Raw genomic sequence first — 24,753 nt, 5'->3', positions numbered from 1 at the left:
TTTGCCTGCTGTTCAGCCAGGCAACTTAATCTCACTGTAAAAATCCTGATAAACAATCTCCACCCGAAGTCTGTCCCCCTCTGATAGTAGAGCCTGTGGTTGGCTTACTGCTGTTATCCACTGCTGCGCCTGTTCTTGTTTGACCAGATTACAAATATCACCGATAGGCCAGTGGAAATACACTTCATGTTGTTTTTTAATGGCCAACACATCTTTGTCTGTGGATTCAGGAATCGGTAAATAAGAACTGAATATTTCCAGACCACCTTGCTGTTCCGGATCATGAGCAAAATACTCGACACTAATATCCCAGCCCCGGATCAGCCCCTTCTCGTCATCACCGCGTTCCACACTAAAGCCATACATGGCTAAGGTGCCATCGTTTATTTTGGGCAGCTTATTTAATACCTGCTGAATGGATTGCACGGCTTTTTTATCATCTTCTGATAGGGAAGTCTGAGTTGATAACCAATTACCAAATTCAATCGCTGATTGAATGAGTTTTTTATGTGATTTATCAAGCAGAATATTGGCCATAAACTTAGTTCTTCCTGTGCGCATTTTCATAGTGTTTTACCCACTCAAGCACTTCGTCTGCTGGCATGGGCTTAGCAATAGCGTAACCTTGCGCAATATCACAGCCCATATCCATCAGCGGTTTAAAATGCGCTTCAGTTTCAACACCTTCGGCGATGATATTGCGTTTAAAGACTTGAGCTAGCTCAATCACCCCTTTCACAATCGCCATGTCTTCTTCATTACCCAGCATATCCCGGATAAAGCTCTGGTCAATTTTTAAGGTTCTGACTGGTAGTTTTCTCAGATACGACAACGAAGAATAACCGGTGCCAAAGTCATCCAGAGCAAACGGTACTCCCAAATAACTACTTGCGGCCGCCACAACCTGCGCTGTCTGAACCGTTTCCAGTGCCGAGGTTTCCAGAATCTCCAGCTCGATATCATCTGCCGCTATAGTCTTGTATTGCTTCAATAATGATTCGAGTTTGTTTAAGAAGGCATCATGCTGAATTTGTCTGGCCGATACATTGATACTGACTTGAATGTGCAAATTGTTTTCATGCCATGTTTGTAATTGGTTGGACGCCGTTTTTAATACCCAGTCGCCTAACTCAATACTGAACTCATGATCTTCAATAATAGGCAAAAATTCCATGGCACCCAATAAACCTCTTTCAGGGTGTTGCCAACGGATAAGGGCTTCTACACCTACAACACGGTTATGGCGAAGGTCCACTTTTGGCTGATAATAAAGCCTGAACTCTTCACCAATCAATGCCAGATGTAATCGCTCCAGTTGGGAATGGTATTCATGCATCTGCTGATCCAGCTTAGCATCAAAGATATGATAGCCATCCCTCCCCGCCTGTTTAGCTTCATACATGGCCAAATCCGCATGACGAATCAAGGTATCACCGTCCACATTATCTAAGGGATATATAGCCACGCCGATACTGGCTGTGACGTGATGTTTACGATGGTTAATCTTGATCGGCTCAGCAATCTTCTGGCTGAGTCTTGTAAGAATGGGGTCCAGCTCATCGATATTGTTTATGTTACTGATAAGTACAACAAACTCATCGCCCCCCATTCTGGCAGCTGTATCCCCGGAGCGAGTAACTTGGGCTAGTCTTTCAGCCACGGCAATCAACAGTTTATCGCCAATTTCGTGACCGAATTCATCGTTGACAGGTTTGAACCCATCCAGATCCAGAAAACATACCGCCAGCAATTTTTCACTTCGTTTAGCAATGGCGATAGCTTGCTCGAGCCTATCTGAAAGTAGTGTTCGATTAGCGAGCTGTGTCAGGGCATCATAATGGGCCATATTGACTAACAGATGCTCTGTTTTTTTAATCTCCGTAATATCAACAAACAGCCCAAGATAATTGGTAATCTCGCCCTCATCATTTTCTATTGCGCTTACGGTCAAGATTTCAGCAAAAAATTCCCCATTTTTCTTCCGGTTCCATATTTCACCACGCCAACGCCCTTCGGTATGGATGCATTCCCACATTTCTTCATAAAACTCTGCGCCCTGTCGACCAGAAGCAAGAATTTTAGGATCTTCACCGATTAATTCTTCCTGTGTGTATCCAGTGATCTCACTGAATGCGCGGTTCACGCTAATAATACGGTTATCTTTGTCAGTAATCAGAATACCTTCCCAGGCATCATCAAATACGCTGGCATGTAAACGCAGTGCTTCCTCGTTTTTTAGACGATCAGTAATATCGTAGAACCAACCGATATTGCATTCCTCACCACCATATTTAATTGGCAAGTAGGAAGCGAGTGTCCATTTTGTTCCTTCTCCGTAGATATTAAGCTCTGTCAGTTGGTTATAGATGGTTTTACCTTCAGCGATATGATTTAAATAGGTTTTCACCACTGTAGGATCAACGTAAAAGGCAAAGGGATTGAGATCGTTTAATTTGTCTTTATCCTGATTAACCAGCTCCGCATAACGTTTATTCGCAAAGACAATTTTTTTGGTGGTATTGGTAACAATTCGAACAGCAATCGGGCTATATTCTAGTAATTCTCTGAGTTTGGCTGTATTTGTGCGTAACTCATCCTGAATTTTCTTGAAGTAGGAAATATCAGTGCTGGTGCCAATCATACGTAAAGGTTGTAAATTTCTATCACGCTTGATGATCATGCCGCGAGCCATAATCCACTTCCATGAGCCATCGCCACACAGCATTCGGAATTCATCTTGGTAATTGGCATACTCACCTGAAATATACCCTCTGAAACGCAGTCTGGCCTGCTCCCTATCCTGCGGATGAATGTATTCCGACCCTTCAACCAATAAGTCAGGAAAACTATCGTTTGTATATCCCAGCATCTTTTTCCAACGCTCAGAATAGCTGGCTGTACCCGTTTCAAGATTAATATCCCAGACACCATCACCTGTAGATTCTAGTGCTAACTTCCAGCGACTTTCACTCTCGGCTAATGACTTTTTGCTTTCAGCGATACGGTTTAGGTAGGAATCGATTCGTTCGGCCATAGAGTCGAACGCTCTGGCTGCAGTGGTAATTTCATCATTCCCTTTTAGCTCAGCTGTCAACGCCACTTTTTGACCAGACTCAAAACGTGTCATTTCTCTGGTCAAGCGTGTGATACGTGAAATCACATTCTTATTGACGGCAACGGTAATCAACCAACCAGAGAAAATAGTGACCGCAAATAATACGGCTATCAGAATCGCTAATAAACGATTAACGGGTTCGATCAAATCATCTATCGGAATGAGTTTAAAGTAGCGCCAATCAACCGGAACCACCGACATAGAGATGACAATATACTTTTCTCCATTTACGATAATATCTCTTGCCGCAATCTGTGGACTATCTTTAACAGGCTGTTTTAACATGACTTTAAGCGCATTCTCTTTATCGAGAAAATCTGTCACTTGTTTTTCATCACCTGACTCAAGCTCTGCCTGCCAATGGCCTGCAAGAATGAAATTCCCTTGCTTATCCAACAGGAAATGCTGTGTATCTGGGTAAAGTTGTTGCTCATTGAAGGTAAAGCCCAGCACATTGCTTAATTGCATATCCTCACCAAGCGACCCGACCCACTTTCCATTGACATAAAGCGGGTATAAGGCACTTACCATCCAAACCTGATTAACAGGATCAAATAAAGGCGGTGTAAAGGTATATTGCTTGTCGGGATTTTCAGAAGGAGAAGTTAAGCTCACCCAAGGCGTTTGCGTGTAATCATTGTCAGCCTGCTGAGTAAATATAAATTGAGGATAATGAGAATCAAAAATAACTTCACTGCGTAAATCAGGTGACAGATACCACACATTTTCAAATACACGATTAGCAGATGAGCCAAAAACATCCATCACCTGCTTGATGCGTAAATGCATCACTTTCTGTTTATCTGTTAAATCAGCTGAGTCAGGAATGAAAATCCCGGCATTGACCTGACCATCAAACTGGTCTTTCTTATTACGCCAAACCCCGTCACTATTCAGCTCTATTGTTTGATAGAACTTGTCTATTTCTTCCTTTGTAACCGGTTTATCTAATTCACTTTGTAGTAAACGGGCTAAGCCTTTTAATTTAGGTTCTGCATAACTGAGCTTCTGAGAAGTGATATCGACCTGATTCTGAGTCACAGCCAGTAGATTATTCACCTCTCGGTTAAGAAGCTTTTCTTTTGAATAAGCACTTACCCAAATAGCGGCGGGTATAGAAGTCAATAGAATACTGACGATGACGATTAAACTGAGTTTTTCTCTAATCTGCATTGAGCATTGTCTTTTTGAGTCCCCTTGTATGCACGCGTTGGGGTGTGAATCTTTTGTAAAGCCAGTCTACACAACCTTATTAAAGATGTTTAGTTTTGCCCGATAAAAGATGACATTGATAATCAAATAAAAAAGTACAGAACAAAGACCATAACTTCTGCACAACTATTTAGACTTACAAATAATACGTCTTCTCTAGTAAAAACTATTTATAAGCAAATGAAAATAAAAAAGTATTTATTTGCCTATTTATCGCCTGCGTGCATGGCTGAAAACAAATGTCAGCAAGCAAAATAGAACATTAAGCTCGATAAACATTAACTGGTGTAACTCAATAGTAAGAACTTAAAACTATTTGCTGGGCGGTGAATCCAGCCTGATGCGACCTTTTTACTGAGCGTTTTTCAAACACTCATCTTCAATTAGTTCAGCAAAATGATCGATAACAGCTTGCTTTTCACCCTCATTTTCAGCAACCGGTTCATTATAAGCACGCAACATCAATCCACGAGAAAAATTGCCCACCGTCATCTTCATCGCTTCATGGATAGGCACATTGTTTTGCCGAACCTCCATAAACTGCTCGGCTTTATTTGCCCAGCCCTCACAGGTTTCTTCTTTTGTTAGCTCGTCGGCATGAGCAAAAACACTAACGAACATTAGACAAGCTAGCGCTAATTTTTTCATGGTTATCACCTCAAACGATATTGATATAACCAGACTATAAACACTTCAACTAAATCCCTCAGCAAAAAGTTGAGCTAAACAGATATTCCTGGAGAGATACAAGGTTGGGTTGAAGCATCAAACCTAACAAAACAATATCACTCATAATTTCAAATGTTGGGGTTCGCTATAGCTCTACCCAACCTACTTTCCAGATCGTTAGGCACAAAAAAACCACCCGAGGGTGGTCATTTATGTTTGGTGGAGGCGGCGGGAATCGAACCCGCGTCCGCAGATCCTCCGCCTTCGGATCTACATGCTTATTTCATCTATTAATTTAACTACCTGCTACCCGATGAACAGGGAAAACAAGTAGCGATCTTGTAAAGTTTTAATCTCTTAGTACCAAGCATACCTCGAGACGATCTTGTGAGAGTCGACGCCCGATACCAGACGCACAAGCACGGATCTGGTCGAACGGCATTCACTGGTTATTAAGCAGCTAGTGCGTAGTTGTTATCGTTAGCAACTAATTTATTTCCAGTCTTTTTTACGAGAGAACTGAAGTACTCGGCATGCACCTTAGGTTTTGTAATCCCCGTCGAAGCCAGGTCGCCCCCAAAGTGTTGAACTTTTATATTGTATCGGATTAGGCGTTTTTCAACCAGTGAAAACTTATCTTGCTTTCAGAATTCTGGCTTTGTCACGATTCCAGTCGCGATCTTTTTCAGTTGCGCGTTTATCGTGAAGTTGTTTACCTTTGGCCAGCGCAATTTCAATCTTGGCCATGCCTTTTTTCCAGTACATATTTAATGGAATCAGCGTGTAACCTTTACGCTCAACTGCACCGATCAGTTTGTGTAATTCTGCTCTATGCAGCAGTAACTTACGGTCACGTTGTGGCTCTGGTTTGATATGTGTGGATGCGGTTTTTAACGCAGTAATAAGTGCGTTGGCTAACCAGGCTTCACCATTGCGAACGTGGACATAGCTTTCGTTGAGCTGCACTTTTCCATCACGCAGGCTTTTCACTTCCCACCCTTCGAGAACCAGTCCTGCTTCAAATTTATCTTCGATGAAAAATTCATGCCGTGCCTTACGGTTCACTGCGATGGTGTTTTCGCCTACTTTCTTTTTATTCTTTTTCGCTGCCATGTGCATATTATAGAGTGTTTAAACAGCGGCTTCATTATTTATCATTCACGAAACTAAAATGAGTGCGGTTTGTTGAAAGATAAAAGTTTTGGGTACAATCGAGTGAATTTACTTTTTTGAGGCGACCGAATGGCTAGACCTACAAAGTCGATTCACGGCGAGTGGACATCTCGCTGGGCATTTATTCTTGCAGCAACAGGATCGGCTGTTGGTCTGGGAAATATCTGGAAATTCCCCTACATCACGGGTGAAAATGGTGGTGGTGCCTTTGTTCTAGTGTATCTGCTGTGTATTGCCATTATCGGGGTTCCGCTGATGATGGCTGAAATTCTCATCGGTCGTCGAGGCCGACAAAATCCCATCAATAGTTTGAAGTCGATTGCCGAAGAAGAAGGCCGAAGTACAAATTGGCAATGGCTTGGTGGCATGGGTGTGCTGACGGGGTTTTTGATTCTTTCCTACTATAGTGTAATTGCCGGCCAGGCTATGGCGTATATTCCGCGCGCTTTTTCTGGTGTATTTGAAGGGGTCACCGCTGATGGCGCAATTAGTATCCATAAAGCCCTGGTCAATGATCCGGAACGTTTATTAGCCTGGCATACGATATTTATGCTGATGACGGTCGGCATTGTGGTGCGAGGTGTGCAGCATGGTTTAGAAAAGTCTGTGCGCATTATTATGCCCGCCCTGTTTATCATCATATTGATGTTGGTTGGCTATGGTTACAATACTGGGCAATATTTTGATCAGAGTGTGCAGTTTTTATTTGCCATCGATTTTTCTAAATTAACGCATACTGGCGTATTGACTGCGATGGGTCATGCCTTTTTCACCTTAAGTTTAGGTATGGGCGCGATTATGGTGTATGGCTCTTACTTACCTAAAAAGGCGTCCATTTTCAAAGTATCGCTGACCATTTCCATTATGGATACCACGGTCGCCTTGCTGGCTGGCTTGGCAATTTTCCCTCTGGTATTTGCTAATGGGCTTGAACCGACGGCGGGACCAGGTTTGATTTTCGACACACTGCCGATTGCCTTTGGTCATATGCCTTGGGGCCAGTTCTTTGGTGGTATCTTTTTCATCTTATTATTATTCGCTGCCTGGAGTTCAGGTATTTCTCTGGTAGAGCCCATTGTCGTCTGGCTGGTCGAGAATAAAAACATGACTCGGTTAAGAGCGAGTGTGTATTCAGGTGTCATCATCTGGTTATTAGGCCTGTTGACGATTTTCTCATTTAACCTTGGTCGGGAATGGCGATTATTCGGATTAACGATGTTTGAGTTGCTTGACTACCTCACAGCGAATATTATGTTGCCTTTGGGCGGATTACTGATAGCCTTGTTTGCAGGCTGGGTAATGAAGCGAAATAGCTCTATGGATGAGCTGGGATTAGGCAATGGATTGTTGTATTCGACTTGGCGAGTACTTGTACGTTTTATTACACCGATTGCAATTTTGATTGTTTTTGCCAATCTTATCGGTCTTCTGAATTAATTAATGACGTAACCGGATTTCAATGACTACCATCACACGAAGCTCTCTGGTCATGTACACACCTGATCAAATGTTTGATTTGGTTAATGATGTTGAAGCCTATCCACGGTTTTTGCCTTGGTGTCGCGACAGCAGAATTATCAGTAAAAATGAAGATGTTATCTGCGCCTCTCTGGATATAGCCAAAGGCGGTATTCATCATGAATTTTCTACTCGAAATGTCCTCGATCATGGCAATGCCATACGCATCGAATTAATTGATGGCCCTTTTCGCCATCTTGAAGGCCACTGGCAATTCAAACCGATTGGTGACAATCAGGGTTGCCGTGTTCAACTGGATATGGACTTCGAGTTTTCAACTCGTTTATTAGACTTGGCACTGGGCCCTGTCTTTACTCAAATATCAGGTTCATTAGTGGAAGCATTTTGTAAACGCGCACAGGAAATCTATGGAAAACGCTGATTTAATCCATATTGAGGTAGCTTATGCCCTACCTAATGAACAAGTTATTATTCCTCTTGAAGTACCCAAAGATTGTCTTGTTGAAGATGCGATTAAACGATCCGGTATTCTCGAACGTTTTCCTCAAATTGACTTAAAAACCGATAAGGTCGGTATCTTTGGCAAAATGTGCAAACTCAATGCTGAGCTTAATAATAAAGACCGTATTGAAATCTACCGTCCGCTGATTGCTGATCCTAAAGAATCACGTCGCCAAAAAGCTGAGATGGAGAAAAAGAAAAAAGCAGAGGCTGATTAATCAGCCTCTTTTTTTATATACCGCCTGAGATTCCAGTAAATCCATTTCCTGCTCGGTAAACCCGGCATCCAACCTGGCTTCAGTATGGAATGGCCCGCGAATTTCCCCGTTAAAATAGGTATTCAGTAAGGTTTTAAATGTCTCAAAAGGATCAACGCCACGTTGTTGACAAAGATAGTTAAACCAACGGGTGCCGATCGTCACATGGCCTATTTCTTCTTGCAGAATCAACGTCAGAATATCAAAGGCTTTGATATCACCTGAGTTTTTCAACTTATTCATCATCGACGGTGTGACATCCAGTCCCCTCGCCTCCAACACTCTGGGCACCAACGCCATTCTTGTTAAGGGATCATGATGTGTCTTTTGCGCCATTTCCCACATCCCATCATGAGCAGGAAAGTCACCGTAGTGAAACCCCATGGTTTGTAAATGCTCATCCAATAACAGGAAATGATGCGCCTCTTCATAAGCGACCTGCATCCAGTCCTGGTAAAAAGCCTTAGGCATCTCAGCAAACCGGGCTGTCGCATCCAGTGCCAGATTAATCGCATTAAACTCAATATGACAGATAGCGTGAATCAGTGTGGCATGGCCAGTTTGCTGATTATTACGTCGTCTGGGTAAGGCTTTTGGTGGCACCAAGTCTGGCTTGTCTGGTCTGCCTGGCACAGTGGGTACATCTAGCTCTTCACGATTGAGATGAAACCCTTCTTTCATAATCTGCTCGTAGAGTGCTCGGGTTTCGTGTGCTTTTTGCCACGGGTCATTCATCAACAAGCAGCTTAAAGCCTGTTGACGGACATCAATCTTATCAACCATCTAATCTGACTCGTGGATCCACTAAGGTGTATGAAATATCGGTCATGACAAGACCAACAATGTATAAAACTGAGCCCAGAAATACCATAGCCCGGACAATCGCAAAGTCTTGAGCTTGAATAGCATCAATAGTGTAGCTACCTAAGCCGGGAATACCAAAAAAGGATTCAAGGATCAGGCTGCCCATAAATAAGGTAGGTAAGACAACCACTGCCCCGGTCAGTATAGGAATCATCGCATTCTTTAACACATGCTTAAACAAGACTCTGACTTCTGATAAACCTTTCGCCCGGGCTGTGCGCACATAGTCTTTTGAGACTTCTTCCAAAAATAAGGTGCGATACCAACGTGAGCCAGAACCGATACCAGAAACGATGCCGATAAAAACAGGCAGAATAATAAACTTAAAGGCATCCAGTCCTTGTGCGTAGCCGGACAGCGGGACCAGTTGCATGATTTTACCCACTAGAAACTGACCGCCGATAATATAAAACAGACCCGAAATAGACATCAGGATAACGCACAGAATAACGCCACTAAGATCGAGATAACTCGCTCTAAAAAATACCATCAACATGGCAAAGGTAATATTGGCTAGTATGCCAATAATAAAAATCGGAACCGCTATCGCTAGGCTCGGCCACATGCGTGTTTGTATATCTTCACCAATATCGCGACCATCGTCTGCCTGACCAAATTCAAAGGCAAACAAAGTTAAGGATTTATCAAAGAAAATAGTGTGTGTGAGCTTGTTTAAGCCCGGCTCTTCACTATTCCAGAGTAAGGCTTTGTCATAACCTCTTTCTTCTTTCCAGACGTCGACGGCTTCTTGTGTGACATGTTTATTCCCTAAGTGCATACGCGCCATATCATCAGGCGTATTAACCATAAAAAATAAAGCAAAGGTCAGCGCATTAACCCCAATCAAGATGGGGAATGCATAAAGAATCCTTCTGACAATGTAAGCAAACATAGATTAACCAGGTTGTTTCATAAGTTTTGCAGGACTTTATTTATCAAGTCAGCGTTTATCTGTCTTACATTATGACGCTAAGATACTCATTGAGAAAGAGCTATTACATCTTTGCAGGTTCACTTTAAAGCATTTTGTTACTCAGCGTTTCAAATGCTTATCTGAATGCGGTTTTAAACGCTTTTCAAAATTAGCATTTACTAATACACAAATTTTGTTATCGTGTAGCGACGATCATCATAAACAGCTAACGAGGTCACGATGAGCTTAACAGCAATGGATTTAGTCAAAAAGGCTAAGAGTGAAATTAATGAAATCAGTTGTGATCAGGCTGCATCAATGCTTGATGATGCTACCGTGATAGATGTCAGAGAACCCGCGGAATTTGATGCTGGCCATATCTCTGGGGCCATTCATATTCCCAGAGGGATGTTAGAGTTTTCACTCGCATCTCACCCGTCACTCGCTAATGTCGAAGATCCTGTTATTGTCTATTGTAAAACTGGTGGTCGTGCTGCTTTAGCAGCTCAGACATTACAGCTAATGGGCTATCAACAGGTTTACTCGATTGCCGGTGGTTATGACGCCTGGCAGCAGATTTAAATTACAGGAATATACCGATGAACCTCTGTAAATACACGCTACTACTGCTCGCATCTACTCTCATACCTTCACTTTCGTATGCAGAGACAACGCAAATTATGATTAGAGCAATGGCTAATGATGCCAAGTATATCGGCACCAGTGTGGGCGGTGTTCGGGTGATGGTAAAAGATGCGGAAACAGATCAGTTACTTGATGAAGGTTGGATTAATGGTGGCACAGGCGATACTGATCGTTTGATCAAAAATCCCATTCATCGCGGTGATGTATTAAGCGATAGAAACACGGCGGGTTATCTGGCGACAGTAGATATTGATACACCACGTTTGATTAAAATCACTGTGCTTGGGCCCTATGCCTATCGTCAGTCCCTGCAAGAGGCAAGCATCACGACCTGGATAATTCCTGGCAAAGATCTGCTCGGTGACGGCATTAGTATAAAAATGCCAGGGTTTATTGCCGATGGCTGGACCCAGGTTTTACAAGGTGGTGTAGTAGAGTTTTATCTGGACGCATCACTGTTATGCGGCTGTCCAATTAAGAAAAACGGTTTGTGGGATCCTAAAAACTACGAGGCAAAAGCTATCTTGATGCAAGATGAGAAAAAAATTGAGGAAATCCCACTTAGTTTTACCGGACCGATTGGTATCTTCTCTGCAAAAACCCAATTGAAAGAGAGTGGTCATTACAAAGCGATTCTCTATGTCATTGATACCAAGACAGGTAATGTCGGCGTAGACAGAACGATGTTTGAGATTAATTTAGACTAAAGGCTGTAACAATCGCAGCATGAGCTCGTCTTTGTTAAGACAACATTCTGCAGGAGAATAATATGGCGCTTCCATCATGTCCGGTCACAGGAACAGGCCTTGGACTTCGCCGACAATTTATCGATGAGCTGTTAAAGTCGGCCAATCATGATATCGATTTCATGGAGGTGGCTCCAGAGAACTGGATGGGAATGGGTGGTAAGTACGCCAAGCAATTCACGGCCGCATGCGAACGCTTTCCTATGTTATGTCATGGCTTATCATTGTCTATCGGTAGTCCTGCACCATTAGATATCGACTTTCTAAAACGGTTAAAGCAGTTTTTTGATAAGCATCAAATCGTCAGCTATAGCGAACATTTAAGCTTTTGTAGTGATAATGGACATCTCTATGATTTAATGCCGATTCCGTTCACTGACGAATCTGTTCGTTATGTCGCAGATCGCATTAAACAGGTACAGGATATTCTTGAACGCAAACTGATTCTCGAGAATGTGTCTTACTATGCGGCTCCGGGACAGGAAATTTCGGAAATCGATTTCACTCGTCAGATTTTAGAAGAAGCGGACTGTGACTTATTGCTGGATGTGAATAATGTCTACGTGAACAGCATTAATCATGGTTATGATGCAGAAGCATTTATCAGTGCAATGCCAACTGACCGTATTGCTTATTTACATATCGCCGGTCACTACAATGAAGCTGAAGATTTGATTGTCGACACTCACGGTGCCGATATTATTGATCCTGTCTGGCTACTACTTAGTCACACCTATCAAACACATGGTGTTATCCCAACGCTGCTTGAGCGTGATTTTAATATCCCTTCTCTATCTCATTTATTAGATGAAATGGCTGTTATTAAACAATATCAACAGCAGCCGCAAAACATGCATGCAGCTCATGGCTAATCATTTTCAGCAAACACAATATCAGTTCGCCGCCTATATCCGTGATCCGGAACATCAGGCTATTCCCGATCAACTGGAAAGCCGCCGGATGGCGATTTACCGCGACTTATTTTTTAATAATATCAACAATACCTTATCGAGTGCTTTTCCTGTTATACGGCAACTGATGACTCAAAATGACTGGTTAAATCTGGTCAGATCGTTCATGAAAGATCATTTTTGCCAATCCCCCCGCTTTGTTGATGTGTCAAAAGAATTTATTGATTATTTACACCAGCAACATGATGTTGATAAGGCTATGCCTTTTTTACATGAACTTGCTCATTATGAGTGGGTTGAATTGGCTCTGAGTATTGCTGAGGATGAATGGCAAAGCAGTGAGATTAACGAAGCCTGTGATCTACTGACATTGTCTTATCACGATTCTCCGCTCGCCTGGTTATTGAGTTTTGATTTCCCAGTACATCAGATCAGTCATGACTTTCAACCAACATCGGCGTCTGAAACGCCCCACTTTCTTTTGGTATACCGTAATCAAGCTGATGAAGTGAAATTTATTGAGCTCAATGGCCTAAGTGCACATCTGTTCGAACGCATCACGGCAGGTGAGAATGTCGATTCCGTTATAAATTCTGTAGCAGAAGCGATGCCGCAACTTGACCGTCAGTTGATAACAAATGGGGCCAGAGATTTAATAACGGATTGGTTAGCTAAAGGCATTTTGCTGTTAAGACAGGCATAAAAAAGGCCGGGAATATTCCCGGCCTTTTTATTCTAGATGCGAATGGCGTTTAAGCAGTCGCTAATTCAATCGCCTCAGCAGAAAGACGGGTAATCTCATCCCAGTTTTCAGCATCGACTAAATCTGCAGCACACATCCATGAACCACCGACACATCCCACATTAGACAGACTGTAATAGTCCTTCACATTTTTCTGGTTAACACCGCCTGTTGGGCAGAAGGTGATTTGTGGAATCGGCGCACCAATTGATTTCAGCATTGGCACCCCACCCGCTGCTTCAGCAGGGAAGAATTTCATAGCTGTGATGCCTTTTTCAAGCAAAGCCATTGCTTGGCTTGGATCTGCAACACCCGGTAATAAAGGAACACCGGTTTTTAATGCCGCATCAATCAATTTTTCAGTGGTGCCAGGGCTGACTATAAACTCGGCGCCAGCATCAATCGCCGCATTTAATGTTTCAATATTGATGATAGTGCCAGCACCAACGATAGCATCAGGTACTTCAGCTTTAATGCGACGGATAGATTCAAGTGCTGCATCTGTTCTCAGCGTAATTTCAAGAACTTTTAAACCACCTTTAACCAAGGCTTTAGCTAAGGGGACAGCATGCTCAACATTATTGATAACCATCACCGGTACAATCGGTGATACTTTCATGATCTCTTGAATTGTTTTAGACATTGATTAATTTATTCCAAATAATTATTCGACATTAAACATGTTGATGGCACCCGTTTCTGCTGATGAAACGCCTTGGCGGAAACTGTCAAACAGTTCACGGCCCATACCATAATGATGTTCAGTATTTGCCAATACACAAGCCATACGTGAGTTCAGTTCTTCTTCATCAACTAACACATTTAATTCGCCACGCTGTGTATCAAGACGAATCATATCGCCATCGCGAACTTTGGTCAGGATGCTGCCATCCGCACATTCAGGACAGAGGTGGATAGCTGAAGGCACTTTACCAGAGGCACCAGACATACGGCCGTCAGTAACAAGCGCTACTTTAAAGCCTTTATCCTGTAATACGCCTAATGGTGGTGTCAGTTTGTGCAACTCAGGCATACCGTTTGATTTTGGTCCCTGAAAACGCAAAACAACAATCACGTCTTTGTTCATTTCGCCACGTTTGAAAGCCTCAACAACATCATCCTGATGATCAAAGACCATTGCAGGTGCTTCAACAACCTGATGTTTCGGATCAACGGCTGAAATCTTAGACATACCACGGCCAAGATTACCTTTGATTAAGTGTAAACCGCCGCTTGTTGCAAAAGGTGCTGAAATACTACCGATAACATCGGTATCCAGAGAAGCTTCTGGTCCTTCTTCCCAAGTCAGTGTGCCTTCTTTTAGTGTCGGCTCTTTAGTGTACTGTTCCATACCTTTTTCATCACCGATGGTAATGATATCTGTATGCATTAAGCCATTTTTAGACAGTTCACCAATTAATACGCCCATACCGCCGGCAGCCTGGAAGTGATTCACATCAGCCGTACCATTAGGATAAATACGTGTCACTAATGGAATAATTTTTGACAGACGGTCAAAGTCATCCCAGTTAATGATAATACCCGCCGCACGTGCAATCGCAATCAGATGGATAGTGTGGTTAGTTGAACCACCTGTGGCTAATAAACCGACCAGGGCGTTCAAAATCGCTTTCTCATCGATCAGATGACCGATTGGACGATAGTCATCGCCTAACGCGGTAAATTTTAGTGCTTGTTCAGTCGCACGTTTTGTTAAGGCATCACGCAGTGGTGTGTTTGGATTAATGAAGGAGCTACCAGGCAGGTGTAAGCCCATCATTTCAACCATCATTTGGTTACTGTTTGCTGTACCGTAGAAAGTACATGTACCTGGGCTATGATAAGACTCAGACTCTGCTTTTAATAACTCTTCACGACCAACTTTACCTTCAGCGTAGAGCTGACGAATACGGACTTTCTCTTTGTTAGGCAAACCGCTCGGCATAGGTCCTGCCGGTACGAAAACAGCCGGTAAGTGACCAAAACTCAATGCACCAATTAATAAACCCGGAACAATTTTGTCACAAACGCCCAGATACATAGCGGCATCGAACATATTGTGGCTGAGGCCAATCGCGGTTGCCATCGCAATGACGTCACGGCTGAAAAGCGATAGTTCCATACCTGGCTGGCCCTGTGTAATACCATCACACATGGCAGGAACACCACCAGCAAACTGAGCGACACCACCGGCTTCGGTTGCAGCTTTCTTGATGATTGCAGGGAAATCTTTAAACGGCTCATGCGCCGATAACATGTCGTTGTATGAAGAAATAATCGCGATATTGGCTTTTTTATCTCCTGCCAAGTCCGCTTTTTCTGACATGGAACAGGCAGCAAATCCATGAGCTAAATTGCCGCAGCCCAATACAGCACGATGTGGGCCTTTTTGCATCGCCTCATCAATACGGCCGAGATAGATTTCCCGTGTTTTTTTGCTTCTCTCGATTACGTCATTGGTGACGGCTTCTAAAACTGGATGAACCATACTTTCCTTCTCTCTTAAATGCTTTGCCTGATTATATGCAAAGATAATTGCGGGGCTCGGAGTACCCTTAAGATTCTTCGTAAAGACCAAATATTATAACGCTAATAGTCATTTTTAGCACGCTGTTATCAAAAACTTACACTGTCAATGCTTGAGAAAAAAGAGGTCTATTTATCGTTTTTCAACATCCATACAACGTAATCAGGCGTAAACATTGGTTGTGATATGCATCACATTGTCATTTCAATCAGATTGTCTGGGTATAAAAAATTTTGCTTGCCGTGTTATCCCTTAGCGCTTCAGGTATCATATCCGCCTTTAAATTTTTACCGATACGATCTATGACAACTGAAACAAAAACCCTGCGCCAAATCCGCAGTTTTGTTCGCCGTGAAGGCAGACTGACGCCTGGTCAACAACGTGCTCTGGACAATCACTGGCCCGTCTTTGGTATCGATGATGATACAGATTTGTCTGATCTCAACGCATTATTTGGTCGCGAAGCACCAAAAATTATAGAAATCGGCTTTGGTAATGGTGCCTCGCTGATTGAAATGGCAAAAAATCAGCCTGACCAAGACTATATTGGCATCGAAGTACATCGTCCAGGTGTAGGCCAGCTTCTTAAAGCCATTGATGACGAACAACTAACGAATGTCAGAGTGGCATGCACAGATGCCGTACAGCTTATTAAACATCGCATTAAAAACCAGGTTCTGGCACGTGTTCAAATCTACTTCCCTGATCCATGGCATAAAAAACGTCATAATAAACGACGCATTATCCAACCTGAATTCGTCAATGTGCTGGCTGATAAACTAACGCATGGCGGACATCTTCATTTAGCTACAGATTGGCAGGATTATGCTGAACAAATGCTCGCCGACGTTTCTTCCAATGCTCGCTTTCACAATACCAGTCCTGATAATACCTATATCGAACGCCCAAGTTATCGCCCGCTGACGAAATTTGAACAGCGTGGACATAGGCTCGGTCATGGTGTTTGGGATTTAGTATTTAAACGAGTCTAATCTGTGATTGAGAAAAGCTTGCACGCCTTAAGCGCTTAGGATACTTTATCTTCTTGTTCAAAAAACCGCTGCAAGTGATTGACTATGAAATTAAATATCCTCAAGGCTCCGACTTTTTTATTACTCGGCACAATGAGCAGTACCAGCTTTGGTGCAGGCTTTGCGATTATTGAGCAAAGTGTGACGGGACTCGGTAGAGCCTTTGCTGGGAGTGCAGCATCTGCAGAAGATGCCAGTACCATTTATTTCAACCCAGCGGGTTTGATGTATCTAAAACAGGCAGAAATGGATTTGGCACTTAACTACATTGCGCCAAACTCAGAGTTTAATAATGACGGTACATCATCACCATCGAATGGCGGCGAAGGCGGCGATGCTGCAAAAAATGCTGTTGTACCCAACTTTTATTACGCTAAACCTCTTAATGACAAAGTGGCTATAGGTTTTGGGATTACCGCCCCTTTTGGTCTGGTGACTGAATATAATGAAAAATGGGTAGGTCGATATTTTGCAGTCAAATCTGATCTTAAAACCATTAACTTCAATCCCAGCATTGCTTACAAGCCAACAGATAAATTATCTATTGGCTTTGGTGTTAGTGCTGAATATATCGATCTGACATTAGTTCAAATGACAAATCTAGGTACATCTGACGGCAAAGTGAAACTGGAAGCCGATGACTGGGGCTATGGCTACAACCTGGGAATGATGTATCAAGCTACGCCAGATACTCGATTGGCCCTGGCTTATCGTTCCAAAATTTCACACACACTCAAAGGTGATGGCACTCTAACAGCCGTCAATGGTAGTGTTCTGGCCGATGAGAATATACATGGTGATGTGGATTTACCTGAGACCATTTCATTGGCTATTCATCATCAGATTAATTCGAAATGGTCGGTTCTGGCTGATGCCACTATGACAAGATGGAGCCGTTTCCAGGAGCTCGCCATTGAATCTGATGGGGGTACTTTCACCAGTACAAAACCAGAAGACTGGGAAAACAGTATGCGTTATGGCTTGGGGGTGAATTACCGTTATAACGATAAATGGCAATTCCGATCTGGGATTGCTTATGACGAAACAGCTGTGCCAGGTATAAAGCGAAGAACAGCCAGAATACCTGATATCGACAGAAAATGGATTGCTATCGGTGCCACATATAACTATTCCGACAATCTGATTATTGATGCTGGTTATGCACATTTATTTGCCAATAATCCTTCAATAAAAGAATCTGACGGAACCAATAGTCTTAATGGTGATTACGATGTCAGTGTTGACTTGTTGGGAGTTCAACTTCGTTGGTTAATGTAAATGTCCAAAGATATGACAGATTACATTTCAGCCAGTGCCGCTCAGACCTTATATGGCTTATTCAGGGAAAGACTCAATAAAACGCCTGACTCACCGGCCTATATTAATTACTGTGAACAAACTCAACAGTGGCAAACGATAAGTTGGTCAGATGCTGCTCAGCAGATAGCATACTGGCAACAGGCTTTAAAAGCTGAAGGTTTATCTCCTGGTGATCGTGTCGCCTTAAACCTGAAAAATTGTCCTGAATGGGTATTTTTTGATCAAGCGGCGTTAAGTCTGGGACTGATCACCGTACCGCTCTACCCCGATGATCGGCCTGACAGTCTTGCTTTTATATTGCAGGATGCTGATGTCAGATTTTTGCTGTTACAAAACCACCATCAGTGGAATCGTCTAAAGCCTTCTCTTTCAGAGGATCATCAGCTTAAACGTGTCATTATTAAAAGTGCTGACAAGTTAACGCTTGATGCACCTGCAATGTATTTGGATGAGTGGTTAAAAAAAGACATCATCTATCCGCTGCTTGACTGGCAAACAGAGACAGATCAGCTTGCAACTATCATTTATACGTCTGGCACGACGGGGAAACCCAAGGGAGTCATGCTAAGTCACCATAATATTCTATCGGTGGCCAGTGCCTCACTTAAACATTTTAAAATTCAATCTAATGACTTATTTCTCTCCTTCCTACCTTTGTCTCATACCCTAGAACGAACCGCAGGCTATTATTTGCCAATGATGACAGGATCGAAAGTCGCTTTCTCCAGAGGCATTCCTCAATTAGCAAATGATATTCAACAATTACAACCGTCAGCCTTAATTGCTGTGCCTCGAATATTCGAACGTATTTATCAACGATTACATACAAATGTGTCATCACAGCCTTGGTATAAACGTTTTTTATTCCTGCTGACACATAAAATCGGTTGGTCATATTTCCTCTACAATCAACAACGCCGTCATTGGTCACCTATTTTCCTTCTTATGCCTGTATTGGATAAATTAGTGGCAAAGAACGTACAGGCATTATTTGGTGGGCAACTGAGAGTCGCCGTTACGGGAGGAGCAGCTATTCCACACCATGTTGCCGAGCTATTTATTGGCATGGGCATCAATCTGTTACAAGGATATGGTTTAACTGAAACAAGCCCGGTTATTAGTGTGAATACACTTGGCGATAATCAACCATACAGTGTTGGTCACCCTATCCCCACTGTTAAAGTAAAGATCGCCGAAAATTCAGAATTATTAGTGCAGAGCCCTGGCAATATGCTGGGCTATTGGAATAATCATAAAGCCACGGCAAAAACCATCGACTCTGATGGTTGGCTTCACACTGGTGATCAAGCTGAGATATCTGACAGTGGACATATTTTCATTACCGGACGCATTAAAGATATTCTGGTTTTGAGTAACGGTGAAAAGGTTTCGCCTGCCGATATGGAGATGGCGATCACCAGCGATGAACTGTTTGAGCAAGCCTTGATTGTAGGAGAAGGTAAACCCTTCCTGTCTGCCCTGATTGTGTTGAATGCTGAACAATGGCTTGTGCTAGCGCAAAAGCTAAAGCTGGATGCGATGAATAAACATAGTCTGCAGGATAAATCCTTACAGCAGCATGTTATCCAACAGTTCAGACGTTTATTGCACGACTTTCCTGCCTACGCCAAAATTCGTCGGGTTAACCTGAGTTTATCGCCTTGGACGATCGAGAATGGCATGCTTACTCCAACAATGAAAATAAAACGCGCCAAGATTATTGAATCAAATCAGCACATCATTGCCGGGTTTTATCAAGACTGATTAGTCAGCTGTCATTGTGAGTCTGTTTTGGAACTCAGGTAAAACTCTCATCACCGCTTCGACAGTATGAAATGAACCGAACACAAGAACCCTGTCACCCGCTTGCACATGTAATAAGGCTTGTTCATAAGCCTCAATTACGGTGGTGTGACAGCTGAAGTTTTCCTGCTCGGCATCTTGCATCGTTTTAGCAGCTATAGACTGAGCATCCATACCACGGCTACCATCCAGTCCTGCAAAGAACCAATGAGCGATGTCCTTTTGCAGAATCTGCGTCACCGCCTGACAATCTTTGTCTTTTAACATGGCTAAAACAGCATAGGTGTTACCTGTACTATTTCGCTCTGATAACAAGCGCTGAAGGTTTTCTGCACCCTGCTGATTATGGGTAACATCTAAAATTATGGTGATGTCTTCGTGTCTGATTTCTTGAAAACGTCCTGCCAGAACAACGTTCTTCAGTCCATCGCTAATGGCAGAATCATCAATCAACATACCTTGCTCGCGTAACAGATAACAAACCTGAATGACGGCTGCGGCATTCTGAAGCTGATAATCACCAACTAAGGCTGGATACGGAAGCACCATTGCCTCTTTGTCAGTTGACTGCCATGACCATGTATCTGCTGTTAGCGGTGAATAGCGATAAGCCATACCAGCCTTGTATAAAGGTGCTTTTAGTGAGTTTGCATAATCAATCAAGGTATGAGGTGGTTCAGACTCAGAACAAACAACTGGCGTTCGAGCTCGAATAATGCCCGCTTTTTCATAGGCAATTTTTTCTCGTGTATCACCTAACCAAGCTGTATGGTCTAAGCCAATGGGGGTAATAAGTGCAACATCAGCGTCGAATAGATTGACCGCATCTAAACGCCCGCCCATTCCAACTTCCAAGACAGCTATATCAATTTCTTGCTGACGGAAAATATCAGCGGCGGCTAAAGTAGCAAACTCAAAATAGGTCAGTGAAATATCACCGCGTGCATCATCTATTCTGGCAAATGAGGCGCAAATTTGCTGGTCCGAACATGGGATGCCATTGATGGCAATGCGTTCGTTATAAGCGAGTAAATGTGGGGATGTATACGTACCCGTCCGATAACCAGCAGCCCTAAGGATGCTGCTGGTCATGGCCACCGATGACCCTTTACCATTGGTGCCGGCAATCGTCACTACCTTGAATGGTAGTTGTTTCTGCCCTTGCATTTTTTCCCATACCTGACCAATACGTGTCAGACCGGGATCAATTTCAGTAAAGTGTAACTTTTCTTGCCACTCCAACCATTGTGGCAATGTGCTAAACCGCATACAGTGCTAGGCTATAGCACGATGCTGAAGCATGCTGAGAATATTAGATAATCTATCTCGCATTTGACGACGGTCAATAATCATATCGATCGCGCCATGTTCAAGCAGGAACTCAGCACGTTGAAAACCTTCCGGTAATGTTTCACGGACCGTTTGTTCAATAACACGGGGACCAGCAAAACCAATCAAGGCATTAGGTTCAGCCACATTGATATCACCCAGCATCGCTAAACTTGCAGAAACACCACCCATGGTCGGATCAGTCATCACCGATACAAACGGGATACCCGCATTACTTAGCTGAGTCAGGATGGCACTGGTTTTTGCCATTTGCATTAAAGATAACAAGCCTTCCTGCATACGCGCACCACCACTGGCAGAAAAACAGACCAATGGAATATTATTTTTCAGAGCGACTTTGGCAGCGCGAACAAATTTTTCACCCACGACAGATCCCATTGAACCAGCCATAAAGTTAAAATCAAAACTCACAGCAACTAATGGCAGACCATTCACTCTACCCTGCATTGCTAGTAAAGCATCATTTTCACCTGTTGAACGCTGTGCTTGGGTGAGACGATCTTTATAGCGCTTACTATCTTTGAATTTAAGGGTATCGACCGGCTTTACTTCAGTAGCAATTTCTTTACGATCACCCTCATCCAAAAAACTCTCCAGGCGTGTTCTGGCATTGATGCGTTGGTGATGATCGCACTTAGGACAAACCATCAGGTTACGTTCAAGCTCAGCACGATAAAGCACATTGTCACAACTTGGACACTTGCACCAGACACCTTCGGGCACTGAACGGCTGCGTACTGTCGTGCGAATTTTTGAGGGAAGTAATCTTTCAAACCAGCTCATCTTGTCACCTTCGTTATATTTATGCTTTTGCTAAATCACGCGCATTAATAGCGTGTCGCATTTCGGCTACTAAGCCAGCTACCGCAGCAGGTAACTCTTCAAGTCGTTGGGCATGTTCTTCAATACACTTCACGAGTGTACTTCCGACAACAACGGCATCAGCAATTTCAGCCACTGCTGCAGCCGACTTACCATCTCGAATACCAAAGCCTACACCTAACGGTAAATCTGTTCTTTCTCTCAATAATGCCAGTTTGTTGTTTACTTCCGTAACATCAAGTGAAGCAGATCCTGTTACCCCTTTTATGGAAACATAATAAATGAATCCTCGAGCATAACTGGCAATCATCGACATACGTTCGTTGGATGTGGTTGGTGCAACGAGGTAAATCGTATCGATTTCATGCTCATCCATGATCTGACGGAAATCATCTGATTCTTCAGGCGGTACATCAACGGTTAAAACACCATCAACACCCGCTTCTTTGGCTAATTTGGCAAAGGTGGGATAGCCAATGGCTTCTATTGGGTTGGCGTAGCCCATTAACACGATGGGTGTTTCAGAATTTTTCTCACGAAACTTCTTCACCATCTCTAAGACAGACTTCACACTCACGTCATTCTTTAATGCCCGTTCACAGGCTTTTTGAATAACCGGGCCATCACTCATTGGATCCGAAAAAGGAATACCCAATTCAATAATATCAGCACCAGCATCGACGAGTGCGTGTAATAATGGCACAGTTACCCAAGGCTCAGGATCACCCGCTGTGACATAGGGAATCAGAGCTGTCTGTCCATCTGCTTTCAGTTTTTTAAAACACTGACTTATACGACTCATTGTTACTTCCTTAGAATTTTAATCCAGCCATTGCTGCAACGGTATGCATGTCTTTGTCACCACGGCCCGATAAATTGACTAACAATGTTTGTTCAGGTGACATTGTCGGTGCCAATTTTTTCACATAGGCCAGCGCATGACTCGACTCAAGTGCTGGAATAATTCCTTCCGTACGGGTTAAATCATGAAATGCGGTTAACGCTTCTTCATCTGTTACTGATACGTAATTTGCCCGACCAATATCTTTCAACCAGGCATGTTCAGGACCCACACCAGGATAATCTAATCCTGCTGAAATAGAGTGCGTTTCAATAATTTCACCATAATCATCTTGCATAAGATAAGTACGGTTACCATGTAATACACCAGGTCTTCCCGCACTTAGTGGGGCTGAATGCTGGCCTGTTTCAATGCCATGTCCGGCACCTTCAACACCATACATAGCCACAGATTCATCTTCAATAAATGGATGAAACAAACCGATAGCATTTGAACCACCACCAATACACGCCAACAGTGCATCCGGCAGCTTGCCGTTAATATCAAACATTTGCTGTTTTGCTTCACGACCGATGATAGATTGAAAATCTCTCACCATCGCCGGATAAGGATGAGGTCCAGCTACAGTCCCGATAATATAGAACGTATCATCAACATTCGTTACCCAGTCGCGCAAAGCTTCATTCAAGGCATCTTTGAGTGTACGTGAACCTGACTCAACAGGCACAACTTGTGCACCTAATAACTTCATTCTATAGACGTTCTGCGCCTGACGTTCAACATCTTCAGCGCCCATGTAAACAATACATTCCAAGCCCATCCTAGCTGCCACTGTGGCGGTAGCAACACCATGCTGTCCAGCACCTGTTTCAGCAATAATACGGGTTTTACCCATTCGCTTGGCTAATAAAGCCTGGCCAATGGTATTGTTCACTTTGTGAGCGCCGGTGTGATTCAGATCTTCACGTTTCAAATAAATCTGGGCGCCGCCTAATTTCTTTGTCCAGTTTTCAGCGAGGTAGAGAGGTGATGGACGACCAACAAAGGTACTCAGGTCTCTGTCCATTTCTGCCAAAAAATCAGGATCGTTACGATACTGTTCATAAGCATCTTGTAACTCATAAATAGCTCCCATCAGCGTTTCGCCAACGAAACGACCACCATAGGGCCCGAAATGTCCGCGCGCATCAGGAAATGATTTGTAATAATCGTGAATATGCTCTTTAAGCATTTGCCACCTCTCTCATAAAAGTGCTGATTTTCTCATGACTTTTTATCCCCTTATCGCTCTCAACGCCACCACTGACGTCAACAGCATAAGGTTGCACTTGATGGATAGCCTCTCTGACATTCGTCACATCAAGACCACCCGCTAAAATAATCGGTTTGTTTATACGACCGATCAAAGACCAGTCGAAGGTTTTTCCAGTACCGCCTGGTATCCCAGGCTGATAGGTGTCTAACAGTAAAGCTGAAGCTGACGAGTAGCGAGCTGCAATTTCAGACAAATCTGTACCCTCTCTCATTCTGATTGCTTTCAGATACGGTAAATCGAATTGCTGACAAAATTCAGGTGTCTCATTACCATGAAACTGAATTATATCAACCGATACATCGTCAAGGCAGCGTGAAACCAGATCTTTTTCTGGGTCAACGAATAGCGCAACTTTTGAAACAAAAGGAGATAAATCAGAGGTAATCACCTTAGCCTGCGCAAAAGATATCGCTCGCGGACTCGGGGGATAAAACACCAGACCAATGGCATCCGCCCCTGATTCTGCAGCAAAATCAGCATCTTGCTGACGTGTTATGCCACATATTTTTACTCGGGTTCTCATCTGTTTCGGTTTTACTCTCAAATAGAGCTGTTA

At 43.2% G+C, this 24,753-nt stretch carries 23 protein-coding genes and 1 other RNA gene; 10 read left to right on the top strand and 14 right to left on the bottom strand.

All coding sequences use genetic code 11. From position 1 onward, the window contains the following. Nucleotides 1-12: 12 nt before the first annotated feature. The 5 genes from B2248_RS00305 to smpB all read right to left on the bottom strand — a co-directional run bounded on the left by B2248_RS00305 (nt 13) and on the right by smpB (nt 6,109). Entirely contained in the window at nt 13-537 is a 525-nt protein-coding gene (locus B2248_RS00305) for a hypothetical protein (RefSeq protein WP_273181815.1), read from the bottom strand. A gap of 4 nt (nt 538-541) precedes the next feature. Then, nucleotides 542-4,288, bottom strand: coding sequence for an EAL domain-containing protein (locus tag B2248_RS00300; RefSeq protein ID WP_273181817.1), 3,747 nt, complete (start codon nt 4,286-4,288; stop codon nt 542-544). 390 nt (nt 4,289-4,678) lie between these two features. Beyond that, a complete protein-coding gene (locus B2248_RS00295; protein ID WP_273181819.1) occupies nt 4,679-4,975 on the bottom strand; it encodes a hypothetical protein in 297 nt (98 codons plus the stop codon). 238 nt (nt 4,976-5,213) lie between these two features. Next, nucleotides 5,214-5,574, bottom strand: a transfer-messenger RNA (tmRNA) gene (gene ssrA, locus B2248_RS00290). A 55-nt stretch (nt 5,575-5,629) separates the two neighbouring features. Beyond that, nucleotides 5,630-6,109 carry an SsrA-binding protein SmpB gene (smpB, locus tag B2248_RS00285; protein WP_007145454.1) on the bottom strand — a complete coding sequence of 160 codons (480 nt, stop codon included), beginning with the start codon at nt 6,107-6,109 and terminating at the stop codon, nt 5,630-5,632. Nucleotides 6,110-6,238: 129 nt separating this feature from the next. Between smpB and B2248_RS00280 the strand changes: the two genes are divergently transcribed. The 3 genes from B2248_RS00280 to B2248_RS00270 are packed head-to-tail and all read left to right on the top strand — an operon-like array spanning nt 6,239 to nt 8,367. Then, complete coding sequence (locus B2248_RS00280; RefSeq protein ID WP_273181821.1) at nt 6,239-7,606, top strand: sodium-dependent transporter; 1,368 nt, start codon at nt 6,239-6,241, stop codon at nt 7,604-7,606. 22 nt (nt 7,607-7,628) lie between these two features. Continuing rightward, nucleotides 7,629-8,069, top strand: a complete 441-nt coding sequence (locus tag B2248_RS00275) for a type II toxin-antitoxin system RatA family toxin (protein ID WP_007145456.1) — start codon at nt 7,629-7,631, stop codon at nt 8,067-8,069. Beyond that, nucleotides 8,056-8,367 carry an RnfH family protein gene (locus B2248_RS00270; protein ID WP_007145457.1) on the top strand — a complete coding sequence of 104 codons (312 nt, stop codon included), beginning with the start codon at nt 8,056-8,058 and terminating at the stop codon, nt 8,365-8,367. Before B2248_RS00275 ends, B2248_RS00270 begins: the two co-directional genes overlap by 14 nt. On the opposite strand, the gene B2248_RS00265 is transcribed toward B2248_RS00270, so the two are convergent. Then, nucleotides 8,368-9,189 (bottom strand): ferritin-like domain-containing protein, encoded by an 822-nt coding sequence (locus B2248_RS00265; protein WP_273181823.1) that lies wholly within the window; start codon nt 9,187-9,189, stop codon nt 8,368-8,370. Next, nucleotides 9,182-10,162 (bottom strand): ABC transporter permease, encoded by a 981-nt coding sequence (locus B2248_RS00260; RefSeq protein ID WP_007145459.1) that lies wholly within the window; start codon nt 10,160-10,162, stop codon nt 9,182-9,184. The genes B2248_RS00265 and B2248_RS00260 overlap by 8 nt, the downstream gene beginning before the upstream one ends. 261 nt (nt 10,163-10,423) lie before the next feature. Between B2248_RS00260 and B2248_RS00255 the strand changes: the two genes are divergently transcribed. The 4 genes from B2248_RS00255 (at nt 10,424) to B2248_RS00240 (ending at nt 13,188) form a co-directional block, all read left to right on the top strand. Continuing rightward, nucleotides 10,424-10,765 (top strand): rhodanese-like domain-containing protein, encoded by a 342-nt coding sequence (locus B2248_RS00255; RefSeq protein ID WP_273181825.1) that lies wholly within the window; start codon nt 10,424-10,426, stop codon nt 10,763-10,765. Between the two features lie 17 nt (nt 10,766-10,782). Then, nucleotides 10,783-11,535, top strand: coding sequence for a hypothetical protein (locus B2248_RS00250; protein ID WP_273181826.1), 753 nt, complete (start codon nt 10,783-10,785; stop codon nt 11,533-11,535). Between the two features lie 62 nt (nt 11,536-11,597). Next, a complete protein-coding gene (locus B2248_RS00245) occupies nt 11,598-12,446 on the top strand; it encodes a DUF692 domain-containing protein (protein ID WP_273181827.1) in 849 nt (282 codons plus the stop codon). Next, complete coding sequence (locus tag B2248_RS00240) at nt 12,439-13,188, top strand: DNA-binding domain-containing protein (protein WP_273181829.1); 750 nt, start codon at nt 12,439-12,441, stop codon at nt 13,186-13,188. Before B2248_RS00245 ends, B2248_RS00240 begins: the two co-directional genes overlap by 8 nt. A gap of 49 nt (nt 13,189-13,237) precedes the next feature. Here B2248_RS00240 and B2248_RS00235 read toward each other — a convergent pair whose 3' ends face one another. Both B2248_RS00235 and edd read right to left on the bottom strand, forming a co-directional pair. Beyond that, nucleotides 13,238-13,870 (bottom strand): bifunctional 4-hydroxy-2-oxoglutarate aldolase/2-dehydro-3-deoxy-phosphogluconate aldolase, encoded by a 633-nt coding sequence (locus B2248_RS00235; RefSeq protein ID WP_040576239.1) that lies wholly within the window; start codon nt 13,868-13,870, stop codon nt 13,238-13,240. Between the two features lie 21 nt (nt 13,871-13,891). Continuing rightward, complete coding sequence (gene edd / locus B2248_RS00230; RefSeq protein WP_273181832.1) at nt 13,892-15,715, bottom strand: phosphogluconate dehydratase; 1,824 nt, start codon at nt 15,713-15,715, stop codon at nt 13,892-13,894. A gap of 341 nt (nt 15,716-16,056) precedes the next feature. Here edd and trmB point away from each other — a divergent pair, with 341 nt between their 5' ends. The 3 genes from trmB to B2248_RS00215 all read left to right on the top strand — a co-directional run bounded on the left by trmB (nt 16,057) and on the right by B2248_RS00215 (nt 19,869). Further along, complete coding sequence (gene trmB / locus B2248_RS00225; RefSeq protein WP_273181834.1) at nt 16,057-16,746, top strand: tRNA (guanosine(46)-N7)-methyltransferase TrmB; 690 nt, start codon at nt 16,057-16,059, stop codon at nt 16,744-16,746. An 84-nt stretch (nt 16,747-16,830) separates the two neighbouring features. Beyond that, entirely contained in the window at nt 16,831-18,063 is a 1,233-nt protein-coding gene (locus tag B2248_RS00220) for an OmpP1/FadL family transporter (RefSeq protein WP_273181836.1), read from the top strand. Between the two features lie 12 nt (nt 18,064-18,075). Beyond that, nucleotides 18,076-19,869 carry an AMP-dependent synthetase/ligase gene (locus tag B2248_RS00215; protein WP_273181838.1) on the top strand — a complete coding sequence of 598 codons (1,794 nt, stop codon included), beginning with the start codon at nt 18,076-18,078 and terminating at the stop codon, nt 19,867-19,869. Here B2248_RS00215 and folC read toward each other — a convergent pair whose 3' ends face one another. Genes folC through B2248_RS00190 form a run of 5 tightly spaced genes read right to left on the bottom strand, consistent with a single transcriptional unit; the run spans nt 19,870 to nt 24,720 of the window. After that, the gene (folC, locus tag B2248_RS00210) at nt 19,870-21,177 is read right to left on the bottom strand and encodes a bifunctional tetrahydrofolate synthase/dihydrofolate synthase (RefSeq protein WP_273181839.1); all 1,308 of its coding nucleotides are present in this window, start codon (nt 21,175-21,177) and stop codon (nt 19,870-19,872) included. A 6-nt stretch (nt 21,178-21,183) separates the two neighbouring features. Continuing rightward, on the bottom strand, nt 21,184-22,041 hold the full coding sequence (accD, locus tag B2248_RS00205) for an acetyl-CoA carboxylase, carboxyltransferase subunit beta (protein ID WP_007145470.1): 858 nt from the start codon (nt 22,039-22,041) through the stop codon (nt 21,184-21,186). A gap of 19 nt (nt 22,042-22,060) precedes the next feature. Further along, the gene (gene trpA, locus B2248_RS00200) at nt 22,061-22,882 is read right to left on the bottom strand and encodes a tryptophan synthase subunit alpha (protein WP_007145471.1); all 822 of its coding nucleotides are present in this window, start codon (nt 22,880-22,882) and stop codon (nt 22,061-22,063) included. 10 nt (nt 22,883-22,892) lie between these two features. Continuing rightward, a complete protein-coding gene (gene trpB / locus B2248_RS00195; protein WP_273181841.1) occupies nt 22,893-24,113 on the bottom strand; it encodes a tryptophan synthase subunit beta in 1,221 nt (406 codons plus the stop codon). After that, a complete protein-coding gene (locus B2248_RS00190) occupies nt 24,106-24,720 on the bottom strand; it encodes a phosphoribosylanthranilate isomerase (RefSeq protein ID WP_273181843.1) in 615 nt (204 codons plus the stop codon). Before B2248_RS00190 ends, trpB begins: the two co-directional genes overlap by 8 nt. Between the last annotated feature and the right edge of the window lie 33 nt (nt 24,721-24,753).

This window comes from Methylophaga sp. UBA2012 (genome assembly GCF_002335235.1).
Lineage (GTDB): Bacteria > Pseudomonadota > Gammaproteobacteria > Nitrosococcales > Methylophagaceae > Methylophaga > Methylophaga thalassica.
The sequence above is the reverse complement of the archived record's forward strand: the minus strand, read 5'-3'. Positions and strand labels throughout refer to the sequence as shown.

What these genes read in the sequence shown, in the direction of transcription:
- B2248_RS00305 (WP_273181815.1), bottom strand. Translation starts at nt 537, where the DNA reads ATGGCCAATATTCTGCTTGATAAATCACATAAAAAACTCATTCAATCA.
- B2248_RS00300 (WP_273181817.1), bottom strand. Translation starts at nt 4,288, where the DNA reads ATGCAGATTAGAGAAAAACTCAGTTTAATCGTCATCGTCAGTATTCTA.
- B2248_RS00295 (WP_273181819.1), bottom strand. Translation starts at nt 4,975, where the DNA reads ATGAAAAAATTAGCGCTAGCTTGTCTAATGTTCGTTAGTGTTTTTGCT.
- smpB (WP_007145454.1), bottom strand. Translation starts at nt 6,109, where the DNA reads ATGGCAGCGAAAAAGAATAAAAAGAAAGTAGGCGAAAACACCATCGCA.
- B2248_RS00280 (WP_273181821.1), top strand. Translation starts at nt 6,239, where the DNA reads ATGGCTAGACCTACAAAGTCGATTCACGGCGAGTGGACATCTCGCTGG.
- B2248_RS00275 (WP_007145456.1), top strand. Translation starts at nt 7,629, where the DNA reads ATGACTACCATCACACGAAGCTCTCTGGTCATGTACACACCTGATCAA.
- B2248_RS00270 (WP_007145457.1), top strand. Translation starts at nt 8,056, where the DNA reads ATGGAAAACGCTGATTTAATCCATATTGAGGTAGCTTATGCCCTACCT.
- B2248_RS00265 (WP_273181823.1), bottom strand. Translation starts at nt 9,189, where the DNA reads ATGGTTGATAAGATTGATGTCCGTCAACAGGCTTTAAGCTGCTTGTTG.
- B2248_RS00260 (WP_007145459.1), bottom strand. Translation starts at nt 10,162, where the DNA reads ATGTTTGCTTACATTGTCAGAAGGATTCTTTATGCATTCCCCATCTTG.
- B2248_RS00255 (WP_273181825.1), top strand. Translation starts at nt 10,424, where the DNA reads ATGAGCTTAACAGCAATGGATTTAGTCAAAAAGGCTAAGAGTGAAATT.
- B2248_RS00250 (WP_273181826.1), top strand. Translation starts at nt 10,783, where the DNA reads ATGAACCTCTGTAAATACACGCTACTACTGCTCGCATCTACTCTCATA.
- B2248_RS00245 (WP_273181827.1), top strand. Translation starts at nt 11,598, where the DNA reads ATGGCGCTTCCATCATGTCCGGTCACAGGAACAGGCCTTGGACTTCGC.
- B2248_RS00240 (WP_273181829.1), top strand. Translation starts at nt 12,439, where the DNA reads ATGGCTAATCATTTTCAGCAAACACAATATCAGTTCGCCGCCTATATC.
- B2248_RS00235 (WP_040576239.1), bottom strand. Translation starts at nt 13,870, where the DNA reads ATGTCTAAAACAATTCAAGAGATCATGAAAGTATCACCGATTGTACCG.
- edd (WP_273181832.1), bottom strand. Translation starts at nt 15,715, where the DNA reads ATGGTTCATCCAGTTTTAGAAGCCGTCACCAATGACGTAATCGAGAGA.
- trmB (WP_273181834.1), top strand. Translation starts at nt 16,057, where the DNA reads ATGACAACTGAAACAAAAACCCTGCGCCAAATCCGCAGTTTTGTTCGC.
- B2248_RS00220 (WP_273181836.1), top strand. Translation starts at nt 16,831, where the DNA reads ATGAAATTAAATATCCTCAAGGCTCCGACTTTTTTATTACTCGGCACA.
- B2248_RS00215 (WP_273181838.1), top strand. Translation starts at nt 18,076, where the DNA reads ATGACAGATTACATTTCAGCCAGTGCCGCTCAGACCTTATATGGCTTA.
- folC (WP_273181839.1), bottom strand. Translation starts at nt 21,177, where the DNA reads ATGCGGTTTAGCACATTGCCACAATGGTTGGAGTGGCAAGAAAAGTTA.
- accD (WP_007145470.1), bottom strand. Translation starts at nt 22,041, where the DNA reads ATGAGCTGGTTTGAAAGATTACTTCCCTCAAAAATTCGCACGACAGTA.
- trpA (WP_007145471.1), bottom strand. Translation starts at nt 22,882, where the DNA reads ATGAGTCGTATAAGTCAGTGTTTTAAAAAACTGAAAGCAGATGGACAG.
- trpB (WP_273181841.1), bottom strand. Translation starts at nt 24,113, where the DNA reads ATGCTTAAAGAGCATATTCACGATTATTACAAATCATTTCCTGATGCG.
- B2248_RS00190 (WP_273181843.1), bottom strand. Translation starts at nt 24,720, where the DNA reads ATGAGAACCCGAGTAAAAATATGTGGCATAACACGTCAGCAAGATGCT.